Origin of the sequence: Flavobacterium sp. 9R, assembly GCF_902506345.1 — a bacterium.
Classification (GTDB): Bacteria; Bacteroidota; Bacteroidia; order Flavobacteriales; family Flavobacteriaceae; genus Flavobacterium.
Map to the genome: position 1 here is coordinate 679,653 of NZ_LR733413.1, position 15,879 is coordinate 695,531.

A 15,879-nucleotide genomic window follows, 5' to 3' on the forward strand; every position below is an offset into this window, starting at 1 on the left:
GTCGAATTTTATTTTAATTTTATTTAAAAGATTATTTATATGCTCGTTAAAGTTTTTGGAAGTGCCGTTTTTGGGGTGGAAGCTACCACTATTACGGTAGAAGTTAATATTGATAATGGGGTAGGGTATCATTTGGTGGGATTGCCCGATAATGCTATTAAAGAAAGTAGTTATCGCATTGCCGCCGCCCTCAAAAATAATGGGTATGCCTTGCCCGGAAAAAAGATTACCATTAATATGGCTCCGGCCGATTTACGAAAAGAAGGTTCTGCGTATGATTTGACTTTGGCGGTGGGCATTTTAGTTGCTTCCTCACAGATTTCTACTGCTGTTTTGGATGAATATGTCATTATGGGTGAATTGTCTTTGGATGGAAGTTTGCAACCTATCAAAGGTGCATTGCCCATTGCTATAAAAGCCAAAGAAGAGGGATTTAAAGGTTTTTTTCTGCCAAAGCAAAATGTAAAAGAAGCCGCTATAGTTGCAGGATTGGATGTGTATGGCGTTGAAAATGTGCAAGAAGTTATTGATTTTTTAGAAGGGAAAGGAACGCTTGAACCCACGAGAATTGATACAAGGGCAGAATTTTATAAAACCTTAGATTTTCCTGAATTTGATTTTTCGGATGTGAAGGGGCAAGAAAGTATTAAGCGTTGTATGGAAATTGCTGCTGCTGGTGGACATAATATTATTTTGATTGGACCTCCAGGCGCGGGAAAAACGATGCTAGCGAAACGTTTGCCTAGTATTTTGCCTCCAATGACACTCAGAGAAGCACTTGAAACCACTAAAATTCATAGTGTTGCAGGCAAATTGAAAGAAGTAGGACTAATGAATCAAAGGCCTTTTAGGAGTCCGCATCATACTATTTCGAATGTGGCTTTGGTAGGCGGTGGGAGTTATCCTCAGCCGGGTGAAATTTCGATGGCGCATAATGGGGTATTGTTTTTGGATGAATTGCCCGAGTTTAAAAGGGATGTTTTGGAAGTGATGCGACAACCTTTGGAAGATAGGGAAGTAACGATTTCTAGAGCGAAGTTTACGGTGACTTATCCTTCCTCGTTTATGTTGGTAGCGAGTATGAATCCAAGTCCGAGTGGGTTTTTTAATGACCCTAGTGCTCCTCAAACGTCTTCACCACACGAAATGCAACGCTATTTGAGTAAAATTTCTGGGCCGCTTTTGGATAGAATTGATATTCATATTGAAGTAACTCCTGTTCCTTTTGAGAAATTATCGGATGATAGAAAAGCTGAGAGTAGTGTGGATATTAGACAACGAGTTACGGCTGCAAGAGAATTGCAAAGTCAACGTTTTGCATCGTTAGAAAATATTCATTATAACGCTCAAATGAACACGAAGCATATTCGGGAGTTTTGTGCTTTGGATGCTGCTTCAAAAGAGTTGTTGAAAACAGCTATGGAGCGATTGAATCTCTCGGCTAGAGCTTATGATAGAATTTTGAAAGTTTCTAGAACTATTGCTGACCTTGAAGCGTCTCCCAACGTAATGTCCTTGCATATAGCCGAAGCAATACAATACCGTAGTTTGGATAGAGAGGGATGGTTGGGGTAATTTTTTGGATGATTATTGATAAGCCAAATTGTTTCCTTTTAGCCCCGATCGTAGTGGAAATCCTTTGTTGCCGGTGTTCGGCAGCAAAGATTGCAGCGGAGAACGGGTACCCTCTTTACAAGTAAGCCTATTGATACCGCTTCAAAAAAAAGAGCTATTTATTGAGGATAAATAGCTCTTTCGTTTTTTTAAGAGTTACTGAATGTAATTGAAGGTGTTGCCTTGTTTGATATCGCCGGATTGCAATCCTTTTTGAAACCAATACATTCGCTGCTCTGAGGTACCGTGAGTAAAGGAATCGGGTACAACTTGCCCTTGCATTTTCTTTTGGATGGCGTCGTCGCCTACGGCTTGTGCGGCGCTTAAGGCTTCCTCTATATCACCGGGTTCTAACATAGCGTTTGTTTTTTCGTTATAATTTGTCCAAAGACCCGCATAGAAATCGGCTTGGAGTTCTAAGGCTACAGATAGTTTGTTGGCTTCGGCTTCACTTTTTCCTTCTTGGAGTTGACGCATTTTGGTTGAAGTTCCCAATAGATTCTGAATGTGGTGCCCGTATTCATGACCAATTACGTAAGCCACAGCAAAGTCACCACCTTCAGCTCCAAATTTGGTTCTTAATTCCTCGAAAAAGGACATATCCATATAGATTTTTTTGTCGCCAGGGCAATAAAAAGGTCCAGAGGCTGAGCTGGCTCCACCACAAGCGGTTTCAATTTGTCCGCTAAAAAGAACAATTTTTGCAGCTTCAAATTGAAGATTATTTTCTTGAAAAATTTTATTCCAAACATCTTCATTATCAGCTAGGATAGTTTTTACAAATTTGCCTTCTTCGATTTCGCTTGGCGTTAAATCTCTTTGTTCTGTAGGGGCACTTTGTGATTGGTTGTTGAATTGTTCTAAAACAGGCGTTATCATTTGTGCGTTTTCGCCACCAAAAATATTGACCAGTAAAATGATAATTCCGATGATACCTCCGCCTACGAGTGATTTCCCTCCGGTAGACATCCCTCGGCGGTCTTCCATATTATCGCTTTGTCTTCTTCCTTGCCATTTCATAGTGTGTTGATTTTTATTTATTTAGGAATAAAGTTAGTTAATTTTTAGCAATCCATTTTAAAATTACTTCTTCAATAACTCCTTTTATTATAGGTTTTGGGATGTAGTCATTCATTCCCATTTTTAAACATTTTTTACGTTCTTCTTTCTCGGTTCCAGCGGTTATAGCAATAATGGGGATGTTTTTGCCGTTTATAAGGTTTCTAATGGCTTTTGTAGTTTCATAGCCATTCATTATTGGCATTTGAATATCCATAAATACTAAAGTTGGATTTAGGTATTCGAATTGTTCTATGGCTTCTTTACCATTTAGGAATTCAAAGATTTCTACATCATAAAATAGGTTTTTGATGATTGTTTTGAGCAAGAGCATATTGATTTTGTTGTCTTCAACAATCATTATTTTTAGATTGGGAAACTCGTGTTTGACTTTATTTGTAATAACTGTGCTGTGCTGTGCTGTTTTGGTGTTAGACTCTGTCTCTGCTGTGGTAATTTTGTTTGAAGTTTCTAGATCTATGTCGAAGTAAAACGTACTTCCTTTGTTGATTTGGCTTTCTAGTCGAAGTTTACTATTCATCAAGCTCAATAATTGATTGGAGATGGTTAGTCCAAGGCCAGTCCCTCCAAATTTTTTGGAAGTAGAACTGTCTTCTTGAGAGAAAGCATAGAATATTTTTTTCTTATTTTTTTCTAAAATTCCAATACCGGTATCAATAATTGCAAAACGTAAGGTTTGTTGTGCCTCATTATCTTTAGCGATTACATGGACCTCTAGTGTGATGCTTCCTTTTTCTGTAAATTTTACGGCATTGGCTAAAAGATTAATTAGAATTTGTTTTAATCGAACGGCATCTACCCAGACAAATTTGGGTACTTCTGGAGCAATTTTCAAAAATAGATCTAATTTTTTTTGACTCGATTCGTAGAAAATGAGATCTATAGTTTGATTTAAAATTTCTATTAATTCCTGTTTTTCAATAAAAAGGTCAAGTTTACCTGCCTCAATTTTTGAAAAGTCCAATATGTCGTTGATGATATCCAATAATGAGAGCGCCGATTGGTTTATCGTGGTCATGTATTTTTCTTGTGTGCGATTAAGATGGGTTTTCATCAGTAAATCGGTGAAGCCTATTATACCATTTAATGGGGTTCTGATTTCGTGACTCATATTGGCTAAGAAATCCGATTTGGCTTTGTTTGCTGCTTCTGCTAGTTCTTTTTCTTTGAGTATAGCTTCGGTTTCAATTTGATTGGTAATATCAAATAAAATTCCACCAACGTATTCTATACTATTTTCTTTTCTGATGGCGTCACTAAACTCTTCTATCCAAATATATTCATTTGATTTTTTCTTGATGCGATAGCGGTCATGATAGGGTTTGCCTTCATTGAAGTTTCTGTTTTGATGCTCAATTACAAGTTCTTTGTCTTCTGGATGAAGTAGGTCCATTAAGGAGATTTTTTGCTCTAAAAAATCTAATTTTGAATAGCCTGTCAAGACTTCAATTGAGTCATTGAGGTATACTTTGGTTGCAAATTCATCAAATTTAGAGAGATATACAGTTCCAGGAATATTGTTTGCGATGAGTTTGAATTTTTCTTCGCTTTTGTGAATTAGTTTTTCGTTTTTATCTCGCTCTAAAGCATAGGAAATATTACTTGCCAACGTTTTTAAAATAAAACTTTCTTCTTTTGACCAGTTTCTTTCATAAGTACAATCGTCCATTCCAATGAAACCACTAAATTCATCATTGTAAAAAATGGGAACAATCAATATAGATTTGATTTCATTATCTATAAGTAATCTTTTGAAAAAAGAATTCTTGAGTTTGCTAGTTTTAGTTTTAAGTAATTTTTTCTTTTTGGCTTTTGTGGTTATTTCATTTAAATGTTCCTCATTAAAATCTTGTAATTTGGTTATTTGTAATGGGATTCCTTTTTTTGCCCATTTGTATTTTTGGCTAATTAGTTTAGTATTTTGGTCTTTTTCATAATAGAATAAATGGTCAACTTGTGTGGCATTACCCATAATTTCAAAAGTATCCGTAAACATTTCATTGAGACTTTTACTCAATAAGAATTTTTCTGTACATAGGGCCATTTCGGCTAGTAAATCACTTTTCTTTTGTAATTTTTTTTCGGCTTCAAATTGTTTTTGCGTTGCTATGGCAAGAGAGAGAATATCTGCAATGGTTCTGGCAAATGTCAAATCCTCTTGATCCCAATTGCGTTGTTCGTGTGTGGTTTCAAACGACAGGACACCAAGTAATTCACCATTGAGTAAAATTGGAGTGTCAATAGATGATTTTATATCATATATGCTGTAATAGGATTCGTAGAATTCATTTGATTGAATATCTTCATTGACATTGTTTTTGTACAATTGAATTCCTTGTTTAATTTTTTGGGTATGTATGGGGTAGTTATCTTTTTTTAGAATAATTTTTTTCCCAAAGGAGTTGGAATCTAGATAGTAAATGCATTCGCAAATAATTGTTTTTTCTCTGTACTTCCAATAACTAACTCGGTTAGAATTTGATACAGTTGCTGCGTTTTCGATAATTAGGTTTATAATAGAATTGATGTACTCAAAATCCCTAAAATTGACTGTGAATAAGTTTTTTATGGTAGTATTATATAATTCTATCTTTTCTTGTCTTTTGTTGCTTATCTGTTCATTTAGTTTGTTTTTTGTGATGTCACGACCAATACCGGAATACCCAATGATTTTTCCGTTTTCGTCTTTTCTAACAATTACTTTGAGAGATATCCAAATACTTTCATTGTACTTTGTGTTGATTGGGAATTCTACTAGCGGGAATTCTGTGTTTCTAATGAATAATGTTTTGATTTCTTCATAATAATCATCTCTAATAATGGAGATGAAATTTTTGCCTAAAAGTTCATTTTCTTTGTATTGAAGTGTTTTTACAGAAAAGTCATTGATAAAAGTAAAATTTCCTCTTATATTGGTTTCGAATATCAAATCATTTGCATTTTGAATAATATCTTTGTATTTATTATTTAAATTTCTTTGTTCGGTTACATCTTGCCCTATACCTACTATGACATTATCAGTAAATTTTTTATCTGTCCATTGAATAAATTTATAGGAACCATCTTTGCATTTCAGTTTTCGTATGTAAACCTGACCGTCAACAAATACATCATGATAGGGGAGTCCAATAAAATCTGGATCTTCTGTTAATCTCCAAAATTCGTATCCCATAACTTCTTCATGGGTATAGCCTAAAATTGAAGCAATAGTTTCGCTACAATAAACTATTTCACCATGGTAATTGCAAGCAATCGTAAGTGAGTTTCCCTTATTGATGATTTCTTTGATGAAATTACTTTCTTTTGATAGCGTATCATCTATCTTTTTTCTGATGTAATTAACTGTTATAGCTATTAAAGCATTAATCGATAGATTTATTCCTACGATTTTTGGGATTACTTCTAAAAGAGTTAATAGACTTAATAGCACTATTGTAAATCCAACAAAATAAACGTAGAGTTTTGATTTTTTTAAAATATCAAATGATAAAAAGAGCATTATTGTAAAAGCAACTTTTGGAATAAAATCGGTTTGCTGTTCAATAACGTTGTAAGTAACATATATAAAATACATTATATAAGTACCAGCAAAAATATTTTTGATATTATTGAAGAAGTAAGTTGATTTTTCAGCTAAAAAATAAGTTGTTACAATTAGAATTGATACAAGTGTATTTTGAAAAAGCAAACTTTTTGGCCTAACTTTAAAAAAATCAAATAGTAACTCTAAGGCGATAATAAATGTGCCAAAAAGGAGTAAATACAAGCGATATTCTGACTTTAATAAGGCTTTGCCGCGTAAGTCTCTATTAGTTTTTATCTTCTTATAAGATTGGTAGATACATAAAAGTAAAACCAATACAAAAATAAATAGAAAAGGTTGTAAATCTTTATTACTAACGTTACCCAATAAAGATTTTAAATCACTACCCCATAGAACGAAAGACCAACTCTTGAGAGTTAGTTTCTGTATGATAGTATATAAAGTGTTGGTATACAATGCTATCATTCTAGTATTGGGCTTGTGGTACTTTATTTATGCCTAGAAAAAGGATGCTAAAAATAGGATATTATGTCATATGTATATACTAAAATAGTTAAAAATGTATAAAAGAATATTTTTTTTAATACTTATTCAAGATTTTCTGTAGAAGTTACCTGATTATACATAGTGTATACTACAGAAATTAAAAAAGGATAAGTAAAAAAGATTCCAATACAAAAAGCAAATAGACCAAGGAAAGTACCAAGAATAGCAATAATGATTAGCATCAAAATAACGATAGGTTGTTTCGTAACAATAGCTATACTCGTTTTTATCGATTCAATTGTTGAGCAATTGCCTAGAACAATCAAGGGAACAGTCAAAAGGGTGACAAAACTGATGATTAAAGTTAAAATAATTCCAACAAATGAAAGTCCGATTTCGTCAAAAACAAGACTAAGACCTTTTGCAGCTAAATCGATAAGAAAGGTTGTAGAAACGACAGGTACAATTAGAGGCGAAGTGTAGATTGAAAACAAACCAGAAACACCAAAAGAGGTGTCTTTTTCGGCAGCATCGGCCATTTTGTAAAAACCTGCCATAAATGGACTCAATAGACATGTCGTAAGGATTGAAAATCCAGCATAATACCAAACATAAGGCTTGGTAAGTAACAATTTTTGAAAGTTTTGCATGGATCTTTCGTTAATATTTTCAGCTCCAACGATACTTATCGAAACAGCACTTAAAAAGATAACAAAGAAAAAAGTAAACACGAAAAGTGCCAATCCAGCATATAAAGCAATTTTTTTATAATTGGCAAAAGAATGATTCAATACAGTTTCGAAATCCAAAGTGTTATTGTAATTGTTGGTTTCTGTTGGTTTTTGGGTAAGCATATGTAATTTCTTTGTAGGTTGGTTATAATTTAAAATAGACTTGATCAAATGGTACTCTAAAGCGTTCGCCATATATTCCGTTTTCATCACGAATGCCACAGCCTATAATCATATTGATTTCACTGCCGTTGGGTAAGCCAATAATGTGTTTTACTCTTAATGAATCAAAACCTTCCATTGGACAAGTATCATAATTTATGGCAGCCATACTAATCATAAAATTTTGAGCAGCCAAAGCAGCGCTTTTGTGCGCTACAATACGCATATCACTTTGTCGTGCTTGTCTGTAAATGGGTTTAAATAAGCCAATACAGTGAAAAGCTAGGTATTTTATTCTACCAAGAATTCCCCAAAAATCTGTGTAAATAGTTGGAATGATTTTTTGGTAGTAGTTCAAGGCAAATTTTTCTCTTTTGCTATATTCAGATTCCTTTTTGTCGCCGAATTGTGTTTTCAAAAAGGTAATATTGGCTTCTTTTCTTTTTCGCCATAAATCTTTACGTGCCACAACAATCACTAATTGCTTGGCTGTTTTTGCCGCATTTTGGTCAAAACTCGCTTTGGCTATTTTTTGAATTTTATCGGAATCTACGATATGGTAAAATTCCCAAAGTTGCATATTACTGCTAGTTGCAGCTAAGGTGGCTAGACCTAAACATTGTTTTACTTTTTCTTCATCAATAGCTTCATTTTTAAAAACACGAACTGATCTTCGGTAGTGAATTGCCTCACTTACTGTTTTTTCTACAGCCATTGTAATAATTTTTTTATGGATTGTAATTTGTCTTTGTATGGCGCATATCTCATAGGTAAATCTAGCCAATTGGCTTTTTTTACAATTCCTTTTTTATGTGAAAAAACATCAAAACTTAATCGGCCGTGGTACGCTCCAATTCCACTATGACCTACACCGCCAAAAGGCAGTCTTTGATTAGAAAAATGCACTACTGTATCATTGATGCATCCGCCACCAAAAGAGTATTTTTTCATTATTTCTTTTCCAAAAGCTCTATCTTCCGTAAATACATATAAAGCGAGTGGTTTTTCATAACGACCTATTATTGCTTCAAGTTCATTTGGGTCGTCATAAGTAAGTAAAGGTAGTAAAGGACCAAAAATTTCTTCTTGCATTACTAAGCTATCTAATGAAGTTTCTTCAATAAGTGTAGGAGCGATATAGCAGTCATCTATTTTGGATTCTCCGCCTATAAGGACTTTTTGTGAGTCAATCATATTGACCAATCGGAGCCAGTTTTTTTCATTCACAATTCGAGCAAAATCAGGAGATTTTTGTGGGTCTTCTCCGTAGGCTTTTTGTAATTCTATTTTCACAAAATCAACAAAATGGTCTTTCATATCCTTTTGTATCAGGATATAATCTGGAGCAATGCAAGTTTGTCCTGCATTGATGAATTTTCCCCAAACAATTCGCTTAGCTGCTAGTTTTAAATTGGCAGTTTCGTCAATGATACAAGGGTTTTTTCCGCCTAATTCTAAAGTTACTGGAGTCAAATGTTCTGCCGCAGCTTTGGCCACCACTTTACCTACAGGAACACTACCAGTGAAAAAGATATAATCCCAGCGTTGCGATAGCAATTTTTGAGCTACTTCAACACCACCGTTTTCAACTTTGACGTGACTTACGTGAAAAACTTTTTCAATTATTTTTTTAATAACTGCTGCAGTATTTGGCGTTAGCTCTGATGGTTTTAAAACCACTTGATTTCCTGCCGCCACAGCCGATACCAATGGACAAAGTGCTAATTGAAAGGGATAGTTCCAAGGAGCAATAATTAATACTTTTCCGTAAGGTTCTCTTAAAATATAGTCAGTGGAAGGAAAATTTAATATTGAAGGCCATACCCTTTCTGGTTTAGCCCATTTATTGAGATTTTTTATAGTGTCTTTTAGTTCTGTAATGACATAATTGGTTTCGGTCAATACGGCTTCAAAAGCGGGTTTTTTGAAATCTTTATACAATGCTTGTACGATTTCGTCTTCTAGTAACACAATAGTATTGAGTAGTTTTACTAATGTTTCTTTTCTAAAAGCTAAACTTGTTTTGTAATTCATTTCTATAGTGATGAAATTAGGTACTGCAAGTTAATTTTTAAAAACTTAAAAAAGAATTTTTTTTACAAAAATCAAATCGCTTTCCAAATAACATCGTCTGGAACGGGTGCTGTAATTGATAAGGGTTCTTTTGAAACGGGATGAACAAAGACCAATTTTCTCGCGTGCAAATGAATGCCGCCATCAGGATTGCTTCGGTCAAAACCATATTTCAAATCGCCTTTTATTGGACAATTTATTGCAGCTAATTGCGCTCTAATTTGGTGATGTCTTCCGGTGTGTAGATTGATTTCTAAAGCAAAATAATTCGTGAGTTCTTTGATAATGGTATAGTCCAAACTCGCCAATTTGCTATCAGGAACTTCTTTGGTATGTGCTTTTGAAGTATTGTTTTTTTCGTTTCTTTTAAGGTAATGAACCAATTGGGCTTGCGGTTTTTCGGGTTTGTTTTTAACCACAGCCCAATAGGTTTTTTTAGTTTCTCGGTTGCTAAACAGTTCATTCATTCTGGTCAACGCTTTGCTGGTTCTAGCAAAAACTACAATTCCCGTAGTAGGTCTGTCTAACCGATGTACTATTCCTAGAAATACTTCTCCAGGTTTGTTGTATTTTTCTTTAAGGTATTCTTTGACTACTTCCGAAAGTGGTTTGTCGCCTGTTTTATCTCCTTGTACCAAATCGCCCACTCGTTTGTTCACTACAATCAAGTGATTGTCTTCGTGAAGGACTTGAAGATTGTTTTTGGTAGAGATAATTTTCATTTGGACTTAGTACTGTTCGTTAGCGTTAGGGAAATCTTGCGATTTTACATCGCTTACATAGCCACTTATAGCTGTGGTCATTTGCTCATACAAATTCAAGTAACGACGTAAGAATCGAGGACTGAATTCGTTGTTCATTCCCAACATATCGTGAATTACTAATACTTGACCGTCAACACCACCACCAGCACCAATCCCAATGACAGGAATAGCAATACTTTTGGCTACTTTTTCAGCTAGGTGTGCGGGTATTTTTTCAAGTACTAAAGCAAAACAGCCTAATTTTTCAAGCATTTGAGCATCTTCGATTAATTTTTCAGCTTCAGCTTCTTCTTTGGCTCTTACTGTATAAGTTCCAAATTTATAAATGGATTGCGGGGTTAAACCCAAGTGTCCCATTACTGGAATACCAGCATTCAATATTTTCTTAATCGATTCTTTTATTTCTTTTCCTCCTTCTAATTTTACAGCGTGTCCGCCACTTTCTTTCATAATTCGGATAGAAGAACGCAAAGCTTCTTTTGGGTCGGATTGGTAGCTACCAAATGGTAAATCTACAACTACCAAAGCTCGTTCTACCGCTCTAACAACAGAAGAAGCGTGATAAATCATTTGGTCTAGAGTAATTGGCAAAGTGGTTTCGTGACCTGCCATCACATTGGAAGCAGAGTCGCCTACTAAAATAACATCGATACCAGCGGTATCAACTATTTTGGCCATAGTGTAATCATAAGCCGTAAGCATTGAGATTTTTTCGCCATTGGCTTTCATCTCAATTAAGGATTTGGTCGTAATTCTTTTGTAATCTTTTTTGGCTACTGACATACCTTGTGTGTTTAATTTTGGGTGCAAAAGTACTAAAATTGTATAGGTTTCTGAGCACTATCTTCTTTTTATATTTTTTCTTGTAACGTTCTGTATTTTTTGATTACTAACCGATTGATTAAAAAGTAATTGTATCTAAAATTTGACTCTTATGGACCTAGATAAAAAATGGATAAAACAAGAGGAGCTAAAGTACTCTTTTGAAGTTGCGGGCAAAGTCATTGGAAATCTTACCATTAGCTATCCCAATTTTGAAAGAAAAGCTTTTTTTGAAATCGAAGACAAAAAATATACCTTGGAATATAACGGCTTTTGGAGCTCGTCGATTACTGTAAAAGATGAAAACGAGGCGGTAGTTTTGCGTTCGTACACCGAAAAGTGGTATGCTAATTCTTCTATTTTGGAGTACAAAGGACAAAAAATTAGATTGAAAATTAGAAACAATCCTTTGGCAGAATATGTTATTTTTGATGAAAATCAGAACGAACTCTTGGCTTATGGTTTAAAAGCAGAAAATCATCAATGTAAAGTCGCCATTCATTCTAATGGAAGCATAGATTATCTATTCGATTTTTTACTTTGGTATTCATTTTTGCCCATTGCCCAAGAGAATATGGGAGATTCTTTTGTTTTTCAAACCTTATTAATGACTTAATTATGCGAAAATTTATTTTAGGAATGTTGGTGTTGTTCGGAATGACTACCCAAGCTCAAAATCAGGAAGTACAACAAACGATTGAGACTTTTTTCAAGGGATTTCATTCTAGAGATTCACTTGCGATTCAAAAAGTGTGTTCCGATAAGATGGGTTTGCAATCTATAGCAGAGAATGCGAAAGGCAGTCAATTTTCAACACAAACGGCTACAAAATTCTATCAGTCGATTGCCTCTATCCCTACGACAATGCAGTTTGAAGAGCGATTGTTAGGTCATACGATTCATATAGATGGCACTATGGCTATCGATTGGACACCTTATGAATTTTACGTCAATGGGAAAAAAAGCCATTCGGGCGTCAATGTTTTTACGTTGTACAAAGACAATGGACAATGGAAAATTGTAGCGATTATTGATACGAGACGCAAATAAATACTAAAGAATACTATTTGAAGTTTTAGGAGCTAATCCTGCTGTCCACTGTATCTGTGTCGCTGAACCCCAGCGCCACAGGATGCCGTTCCCATCAGGGCTAGGGCAGTCGTTATTTCGAGAAAGTTTAGGATTAAGTCACAATTCTTTCGATATAAAATCGGTCTACAACATAGGCTAACCCAATACCCATCGTGTAGCACAACAAATCACTCCACAAAAAACCTTGCCCCAAAACATAATGTCCTAACGTAGTTTCTCTAATCGCCACTAGTGCTGCGGCTGTACTAAGTTGTTGGATTTCTACCGCGAAGCAAAATAGTAAAGGAAGTCCAATTTGCCAAAGTATTTTACTTTTCAGAAACATCCACCGAAAACCAAAATAGACCATTAAGGCATACAAAATATCACCCATAAACAAGGGAATACCCACTATTTTTCGGGAAGAAATTCCCAATACAATCGTGAGAAGGGCAAGAATAAAGTATACGAAACGAGGTTTCATTTGTATTAACAATCCGCCATATTAACCGCTATAGCCAATCCACCTTCTGAGGTTTCTTTGTACTTTGAGTTCATATCTTTTGCGGTTTGCCACATTGTATCAATTACTTTATCCAAGGGAACTTTGGCGTTTTTAGAATCGGTTTCGAGTGCCAATTCTGCTGCGTTGATGGCTTTTATAGCGCCCATCGTATTGCGCTCAATACACGGAATTTGAACTAAACCACCTATTGGGTCACAAGTTAAGCCCAAGTGGTGCTCCATCGCAATTTCGGCAGCCATCAATACTTGTGCTGGGGTTCCGCCCATTACTTCGCATAAAGCTCCCGCAGCCATAGCGGATGACACACCGATTTCGGCTTGACAACCACCCATTGCGGCCGAGATAGTGGCTCCTTTTTTGAAAATACTTCCAATTTCACCCGCTACCATCAAGAATTGTTTGATTTGTTTTTCGTCGGCTTGGTGGTTTTCAATCACCATATAATACATCAATACGGCTGGAATAACCCCAGCACTTCCGTTGGTTGGCGCTGTTACGACACGTCCTAAAGCAGCGTTTACTTCGTTTACTGCTAAGGCAAAACAGCTTACCCATTTCAGAATTTGACGAAACTTTACTTCGGTTTTACGAATTTCTTCTAGCCAAGATTGTGGCGAATTATAATTCGATAATCCAATCAAGTTTTGATGCATATCAAAAGCTCTTCTGCGAACATTGAGTCCGCCAGGCAATATGCCTTCTGAATGACAGCCAATGTACATACATTCTAGCATCGTGTGCCAAATGCGCAATAGCTCACTGTGCACTTCAGCTTCAGGACGCATTGAAATCTCGTTGGCATATACAATTTCAGAGATGCTTTTGTTTTCTTTTTGGGTGTAGTCTAGTAATTCTGCGGCATTGTTGATAGGGAAGGGAAAAGCACATTTTATAGCGATTTTCTTTTTGGCATTGCTACGTTCTTCTTTTACTACAAACCCGCCTCCAATGGAATAAAAAGTGGAAGCATATTCGGTTTCATTTTCAAAATAAGCGGTAAAGGTTAATCCATTGGCGTGAAAAGGAAGAAACTCTTTATGAAAAATAATGTCTTGTAAAATATAAAAAGGTAGCGCTTTCTCGTTGCCTAATTGAATCAAATTATTGTTTTCTATGGCCTTGATGATGCCGTCAATATCTTGTACCGGAATGTACTCTGGGTCTTGACCACTTAAACCTAACATCACGGCCAAATCGGTGGCGTGTCCTTTTCCTGTCAAAGACAACGAACCGTACAAATCTACTTTCACTCTGGTGATACTGGCCAAATCAAAATCCTGACGTAATTCTTCAAGAAAACGTTCGGCAGCACGCCACGGACCTAAGGTATGAGAACTAGATGGCCCTACGCCAATCTTTAACATATCAAAAACAGAAATGCATTCTTCCATAATTCTAGAGTAAAATTTGTAAAACAAAGATAAACGAATCAATGCTAAATCTGCATAATTTTATATCAAAATAAGTTTTCTATTGTTGAATTCTTTTTAAATCATAATCATATTAATTATTTTTTAATATTCTGTTAAAATGGGTAGCTGATTATTTGTTTAACGGAACCAACTTTTGTGTTCCTTATTACTTTTCTTGTGCGCTTTGGGGGTATTTTTACAATAGCTTTGAAAGGGAAAATGTTTTAAAATTGATATATTTACTTTATAAATTAAGAAACATATGGAAGAACAACAATCCAATTCTGAAGAAAATCAATTCGAAAAGATTACCGATATCATTATTCGACTAGGCGCATTAGCCATTATTTTGTTTTGGTGTTTTGCTATTTTACAACCATTTATTTTGATTTTAATATGGGCCATTGTAATAGCCATTGCGATGTATCCCGTTTACAAATCGTTTGTGAAACTGATGCGAGGAAGGAAAAAATTCCCTGTTTTTTTGTTGACATTAGTGCTTTTGAGTGTGATTATCATTCCAAGTACTTTGGTTACCGAATCACTATATGAAGGGGTTTCTTATTTGACCAAAACCTATCAAGCAGGGAAACCATTAATTCCACCTCCAGGCGAAACTACAGCCAATTGGCCTTCATTTGCTAGACCCATCTTAGATATTTGGCAACACGCTTCGGACAATCTTCAGGAAACTGTTTTACAATATTCGGAACAAGTAACTACTGTTGGAACTTGGTTATTGTCGGCACTAGCAGGTGTAGGCAAAGGAATTTTACAATTCAACATCTCCATCATTATTGCAGGATTTATATTGGCGTATTCAGAGAATTTGAAGATAGTTTCCAATAAAATCTTTCAAAAGTTAGCTGGAGCGCACGGAGGGCATTTTGCAACTGTAACGGTGCAGACGATACAGAATGTAGTAAAAGGATTTTTGGGTGTTGCTATCATTCAATCAGTTATGGCGGGTCTTGGCTTTTTTATTGCTGGTGTTCCTTTTGCAGGTTTATGGGCAGTTGCTTGTTTGATTTTGGCTATTGTGCAAATTGGTGTGGGACCTATTGTTATTCCCATTGCCATTTATATGTTTGCCGTTTCAGATTCAACCACAGCAATTTTACTATCGATTTGGTTTGTCATCATTATGATATCTGATAATATTTTAAAACCAATTTTGTTAGGTAAAAATGCACCAGTTCCAATGCCAGTTGTTTTTATTGGTTCCATTGGAGGCTTTATATTTAGCGGATTTTTGGGCTTGTTTTTGGGAGCAGTAGTTTTAACCATAGGCTATAAACTATTTCAAACTTGGCTAGAAACTGAAAATCAATAACACCAAAAAAAATCCTTTGTCAAGACATTTATAGGACTTAGCAAAGAAATACTATCTATTACCCGTTGGGTGAAATACAAATAAAAAAAAAGAATTAACCACATAGAATCATAGATTAAACTAAATCAACATAGAAAAAAACAGAAATAGCACTATTTTTCACATAGATGAGCTATGTGAATAGTAAAACGTCTATTTCTTTCTATTTAAAATCTACAAATTCTATGCATCTAGCCTGCACTGAGGTATCGAAGTGTGGTA

General features: G+C 35.2%; 13 protein-coding genes. 4 read left to right on the top strand and 9 right to left on the bottom strand.

What is annotated here, in order from left to right; genetic code table 11:
* Positions 1 to 39: 39 nt before the first annotated feature.
* Positions 40 to 1,575, top strand: a complete 1,536-nt coding sequence (locus FLAVO9AF_RS03045) for a YifB family Mg chelatase-like AAA ATPase (protein WP_159684089.1) — start codon at positions 40 to 42, stop codon at positions 1,573 to 1,575.
* Between the two features lie 195 nt (positions 1,576 to 1,770).
* Here the strand turns inward: FLAVO9AF_RS03045 and FLAVO9AF_RS03050 are convergent, their stop codons facing one another.
* The 7 genes from FLAVO9AF_RS03050 to panB form a co-directional block, all read right to left on the bottom strand.
* On the bottom strand, positions 1,771 to 2,634 hold the full coding sequence (locus tag FLAVO9AF_RS03050) for a neutral zinc metallopeptidase (RefSeq protein WP_159684092.1): 864 nt from the start codon (positions 2,632 to 2,634) through the stop codon (positions 1,771 to 1,773).
* A 37-nt stretch (positions 2,635 to 2,671) separates the two neighbouring features.
* Positions 2,672 to 6,268, bottom strand: coding sequence for a PAS domain S-box protein (locus tag FLAVO9AF_RS03055; RefSeq protein WP_159684096.1), 3,597 nt, complete (start codon positions 6,266 to 6,268; stop codon positions 2,672 to 2,674).
* 557 nt (positions 6,269 to 6,825) lie between these two features.
* On the bottom strand, positions 6,826 to 7,650 hold the full coding sequence (locus tag FLAVO9AF_RS03060; protein WP_159684099.1) for a hypothetical protein: 825 nt from the start codon (positions 7,648 to 7,650) through the stop codon (positions 6,826 to 6,828).
* Positions 7,601 to 8,332 (bottom strand): nitroreductase family protein, encoded by a 732-nt coding sequence (locus tag FLAVO9AF_RS03065; RefSeq protein WP_159684102.1) that lies wholly within the window; start codon positions 8,330 to 8,332, stop codon positions 7,601 to 7,603. Before FLAVO9AF_RS03065 ends, FLAVO9AF_RS03060 begins: the two co-directional genes overlap by 50 nt.
* Entirely contained in the window at positions 8,323 to 9,651 is a 1,329-nt protein-coding gene (locus tag FLAVO9AF_RS03070; protein ID WP_159684104.1) for an aldehyde dehydrogenase, read from the bottom strand. Before FLAVO9AF_RS03070 ends, FLAVO9AF_RS03065 begins: the two co-directional genes overlap by 10 nt.
* 71 nt (positions 9,652 to 9,722) lie before the next feature.
* Positions 9,723 to 10,412 carry an RluA family pseudouridine synthase gene (locus tag FLAVO9AF_RS03075; protein WP_064714732.1) on the bottom strand — a complete coding sequence of 230 codons (690 nt, stop codon included), beginning with the start codon at positions 10,410 to 10,412 and terminating at the stop codon, positions 9,723 to 9,725.
* A gap of 6 nt (positions 10,413 to 10,418) precedes the next feature.
* A complete protein-coding gene (gene panB, locus FLAVO9AF_RS03080) occupies positions 10,419 to 11,237 on the bottom strand; it encodes a 3-methyl-2-oxobutanoate hydroxymethyltransferase (RefSeq protein ID WP_159684107.1) in 819 nt (272 codons plus the stop codon).
* 151 nt (positions 11,238 to 11,388) lie between these two features.
* Between panB and FLAVO9AF_RS03085 the strand changes: the two genes are divergently transcribed.
* Together FLAVO9AF_RS03085 and FLAVO9AF_RS03090 are read left to right on the top strand one after the other, a co-directional pair.
* The gene (locus tag FLAVO9AF_RS03085) at positions 11,389 to 11,892 is read left to right on the top strand and encodes a hypothetical protein (protein WP_159684109.1); all 504 of its coding nucleotides are present in this window, start codon (positions 11,389 to 11,391) and stop codon (positions 11,890 to 11,892) included.
* Positions 11,893 to 11,894: 2 nt separating this feature from the next.
* Positions 11,895 to 12,326 (top strand): nuclear transport factor 2 family protein, encoded by a 432-nt coding sequence (locus FLAVO9AF_RS03090; RefSeq protein ID WP_159684111.1) that lies wholly within the window; start codon positions 11,895 to 11,897, stop codon positions 12,324 to 12,326.
* Positions 12,327 to 12,459: 133 nt separating this feature from the next.
* Here the strand turns inward: FLAVO9AF_RS03090 and FLAVO9AF_RS03095 are convergent, their stop codons facing one another.
* A complete protein-coding gene (locus tag FLAVO9AF_RS03095) occupies positions 12,460 to 12,831 on the bottom strand; it encodes a DUF2809 domain-containing protein (RefSeq protein WP_159684114.1) in 372 nt (123 codons plus the stop codon).
* 5 nt (positions 12,832 to 12,836) lie between these two features.
* Entirely contained in the window at positions 12,837 to 14,264 is a 1,428-nt protein-coding gene (locus FLAVO9AF_RS03100) for an L-serine ammonia-lyase (RefSeq protein ID WP_159684116.1), read from the bottom strand.
* A 283-nt stretch (positions 14,265 to 14,547) separates the two neighbouring features.
* Here FLAVO9AF_RS03100 and FLAVO9AF_RS03105 point away from each other — a divergent pair, with 283 nt between their 5' ends.
* Positions 14,548 to 15,618, top strand: coding sequence for an AI-2E family transporter (locus tag FLAVO9AF_RS03105; RefSeq protein WP_159684118.1), 1,071 nt, complete (start codon positions 14,548 to 14,550; stop codon positions 15,616 to 15,618).
* Positions 15,619 to 15,879 lie beyond the last annotated feature (261 nt).

Bases quoted from the DNA above. Each gene is read 5' to 3' on its own strand.
- FLAVO9AF_RS03045 (WP_159684089.1), top strand. From the start codon at position 40: ATGCTCGTTAAAGTTTTTGGAAGTGCCGTTTTTGGGGTGGAAGCTACC.
- FLAVO9AF_RS03050 (WP_159684092.1), bottom strand. From the start codon at position 2,634: ATGAAATGGCAAGGAAGAAGACAAAGCGATAATATGGAAGACCGCCGA.
- FLAVO9AF_RS03055 (WP_159684096.1), bottom strand. From the start codon at position 6,268: ATGTATTTTATATATGTTACTTACAACGTTATTGAACAGCAAACCGAT.
- FLAVO9AF_RS03060 (WP_159684099.1), bottom strand. From the start codon at position 7,650: ATGGCGAACGCTTTAGAGTACCATTTGATCAAGTCTATTTTAAATTAT.
- FLAVO9AF_RS03065 (WP_159684102.1), bottom strand. From the start codon at position 8,332: ATGGCTGTAGAAAAAACAGTAAGTGAGGCAATTCACTACCGAAGATCA.
- FLAVO9AF_RS03070 (WP_159684104.1), bottom strand. From the start codon at position 9,651: ATGAATTACAAAACAAGTTTAGCTTTTAGAAAAGAAACATTAGTAAAA.
- FLAVO9AF_RS03075 (WP_064714732.1), bottom strand. From the start codon at position 10,412: ATGAAAATTATCTCTACCAAAAACAATCTTCAAGTCCTTCACGAAGAC.
- panB (WP_159684107.1), bottom strand. From the start codon at position 11,237: ATGTCAGTAGCCAAAAAAGATTACAAAAGAATTACGACCAAATCCTTA.
- FLAVO9AF_RS03085 (WP_159684109.1), top strand. From the start codon at position 11,389: ATGGACCTAGATAAAAAATGGATAAAACAAGAGGAGCTAAAGTACTCT.
- FLAVO9AF_RS03090 (WP_159684111.1), top strand. From the start codon at position 11,895: ATGCGAAAATTTATTTTAGGAATGTTGGTGTTGTTCGGAATGACTACC.
- FLAVO9AF_RS03095 (WP_159684114.1), bottom strand. From the start codon at position 12,831: ATGAAACCTCGTTTCGTATACTTTATTCTTGCCCTTCTCACGATTGTA.
- FLAVO9AF_RS03100 (WP_159684116.1), bottom strand. From the start codon at position 14,264: ATGGAAGAATGCATTTCTGTTTTTGATATGTTAAAGATTGGCGTAGGG.
- FLAVO9AF_RS03105 (WP_159684118.1), top strand. From the start codon at position 14,548: ATGGAAGAACAACAATCCAATTCTGAAGAAAATCAATTCGAAAAGATT.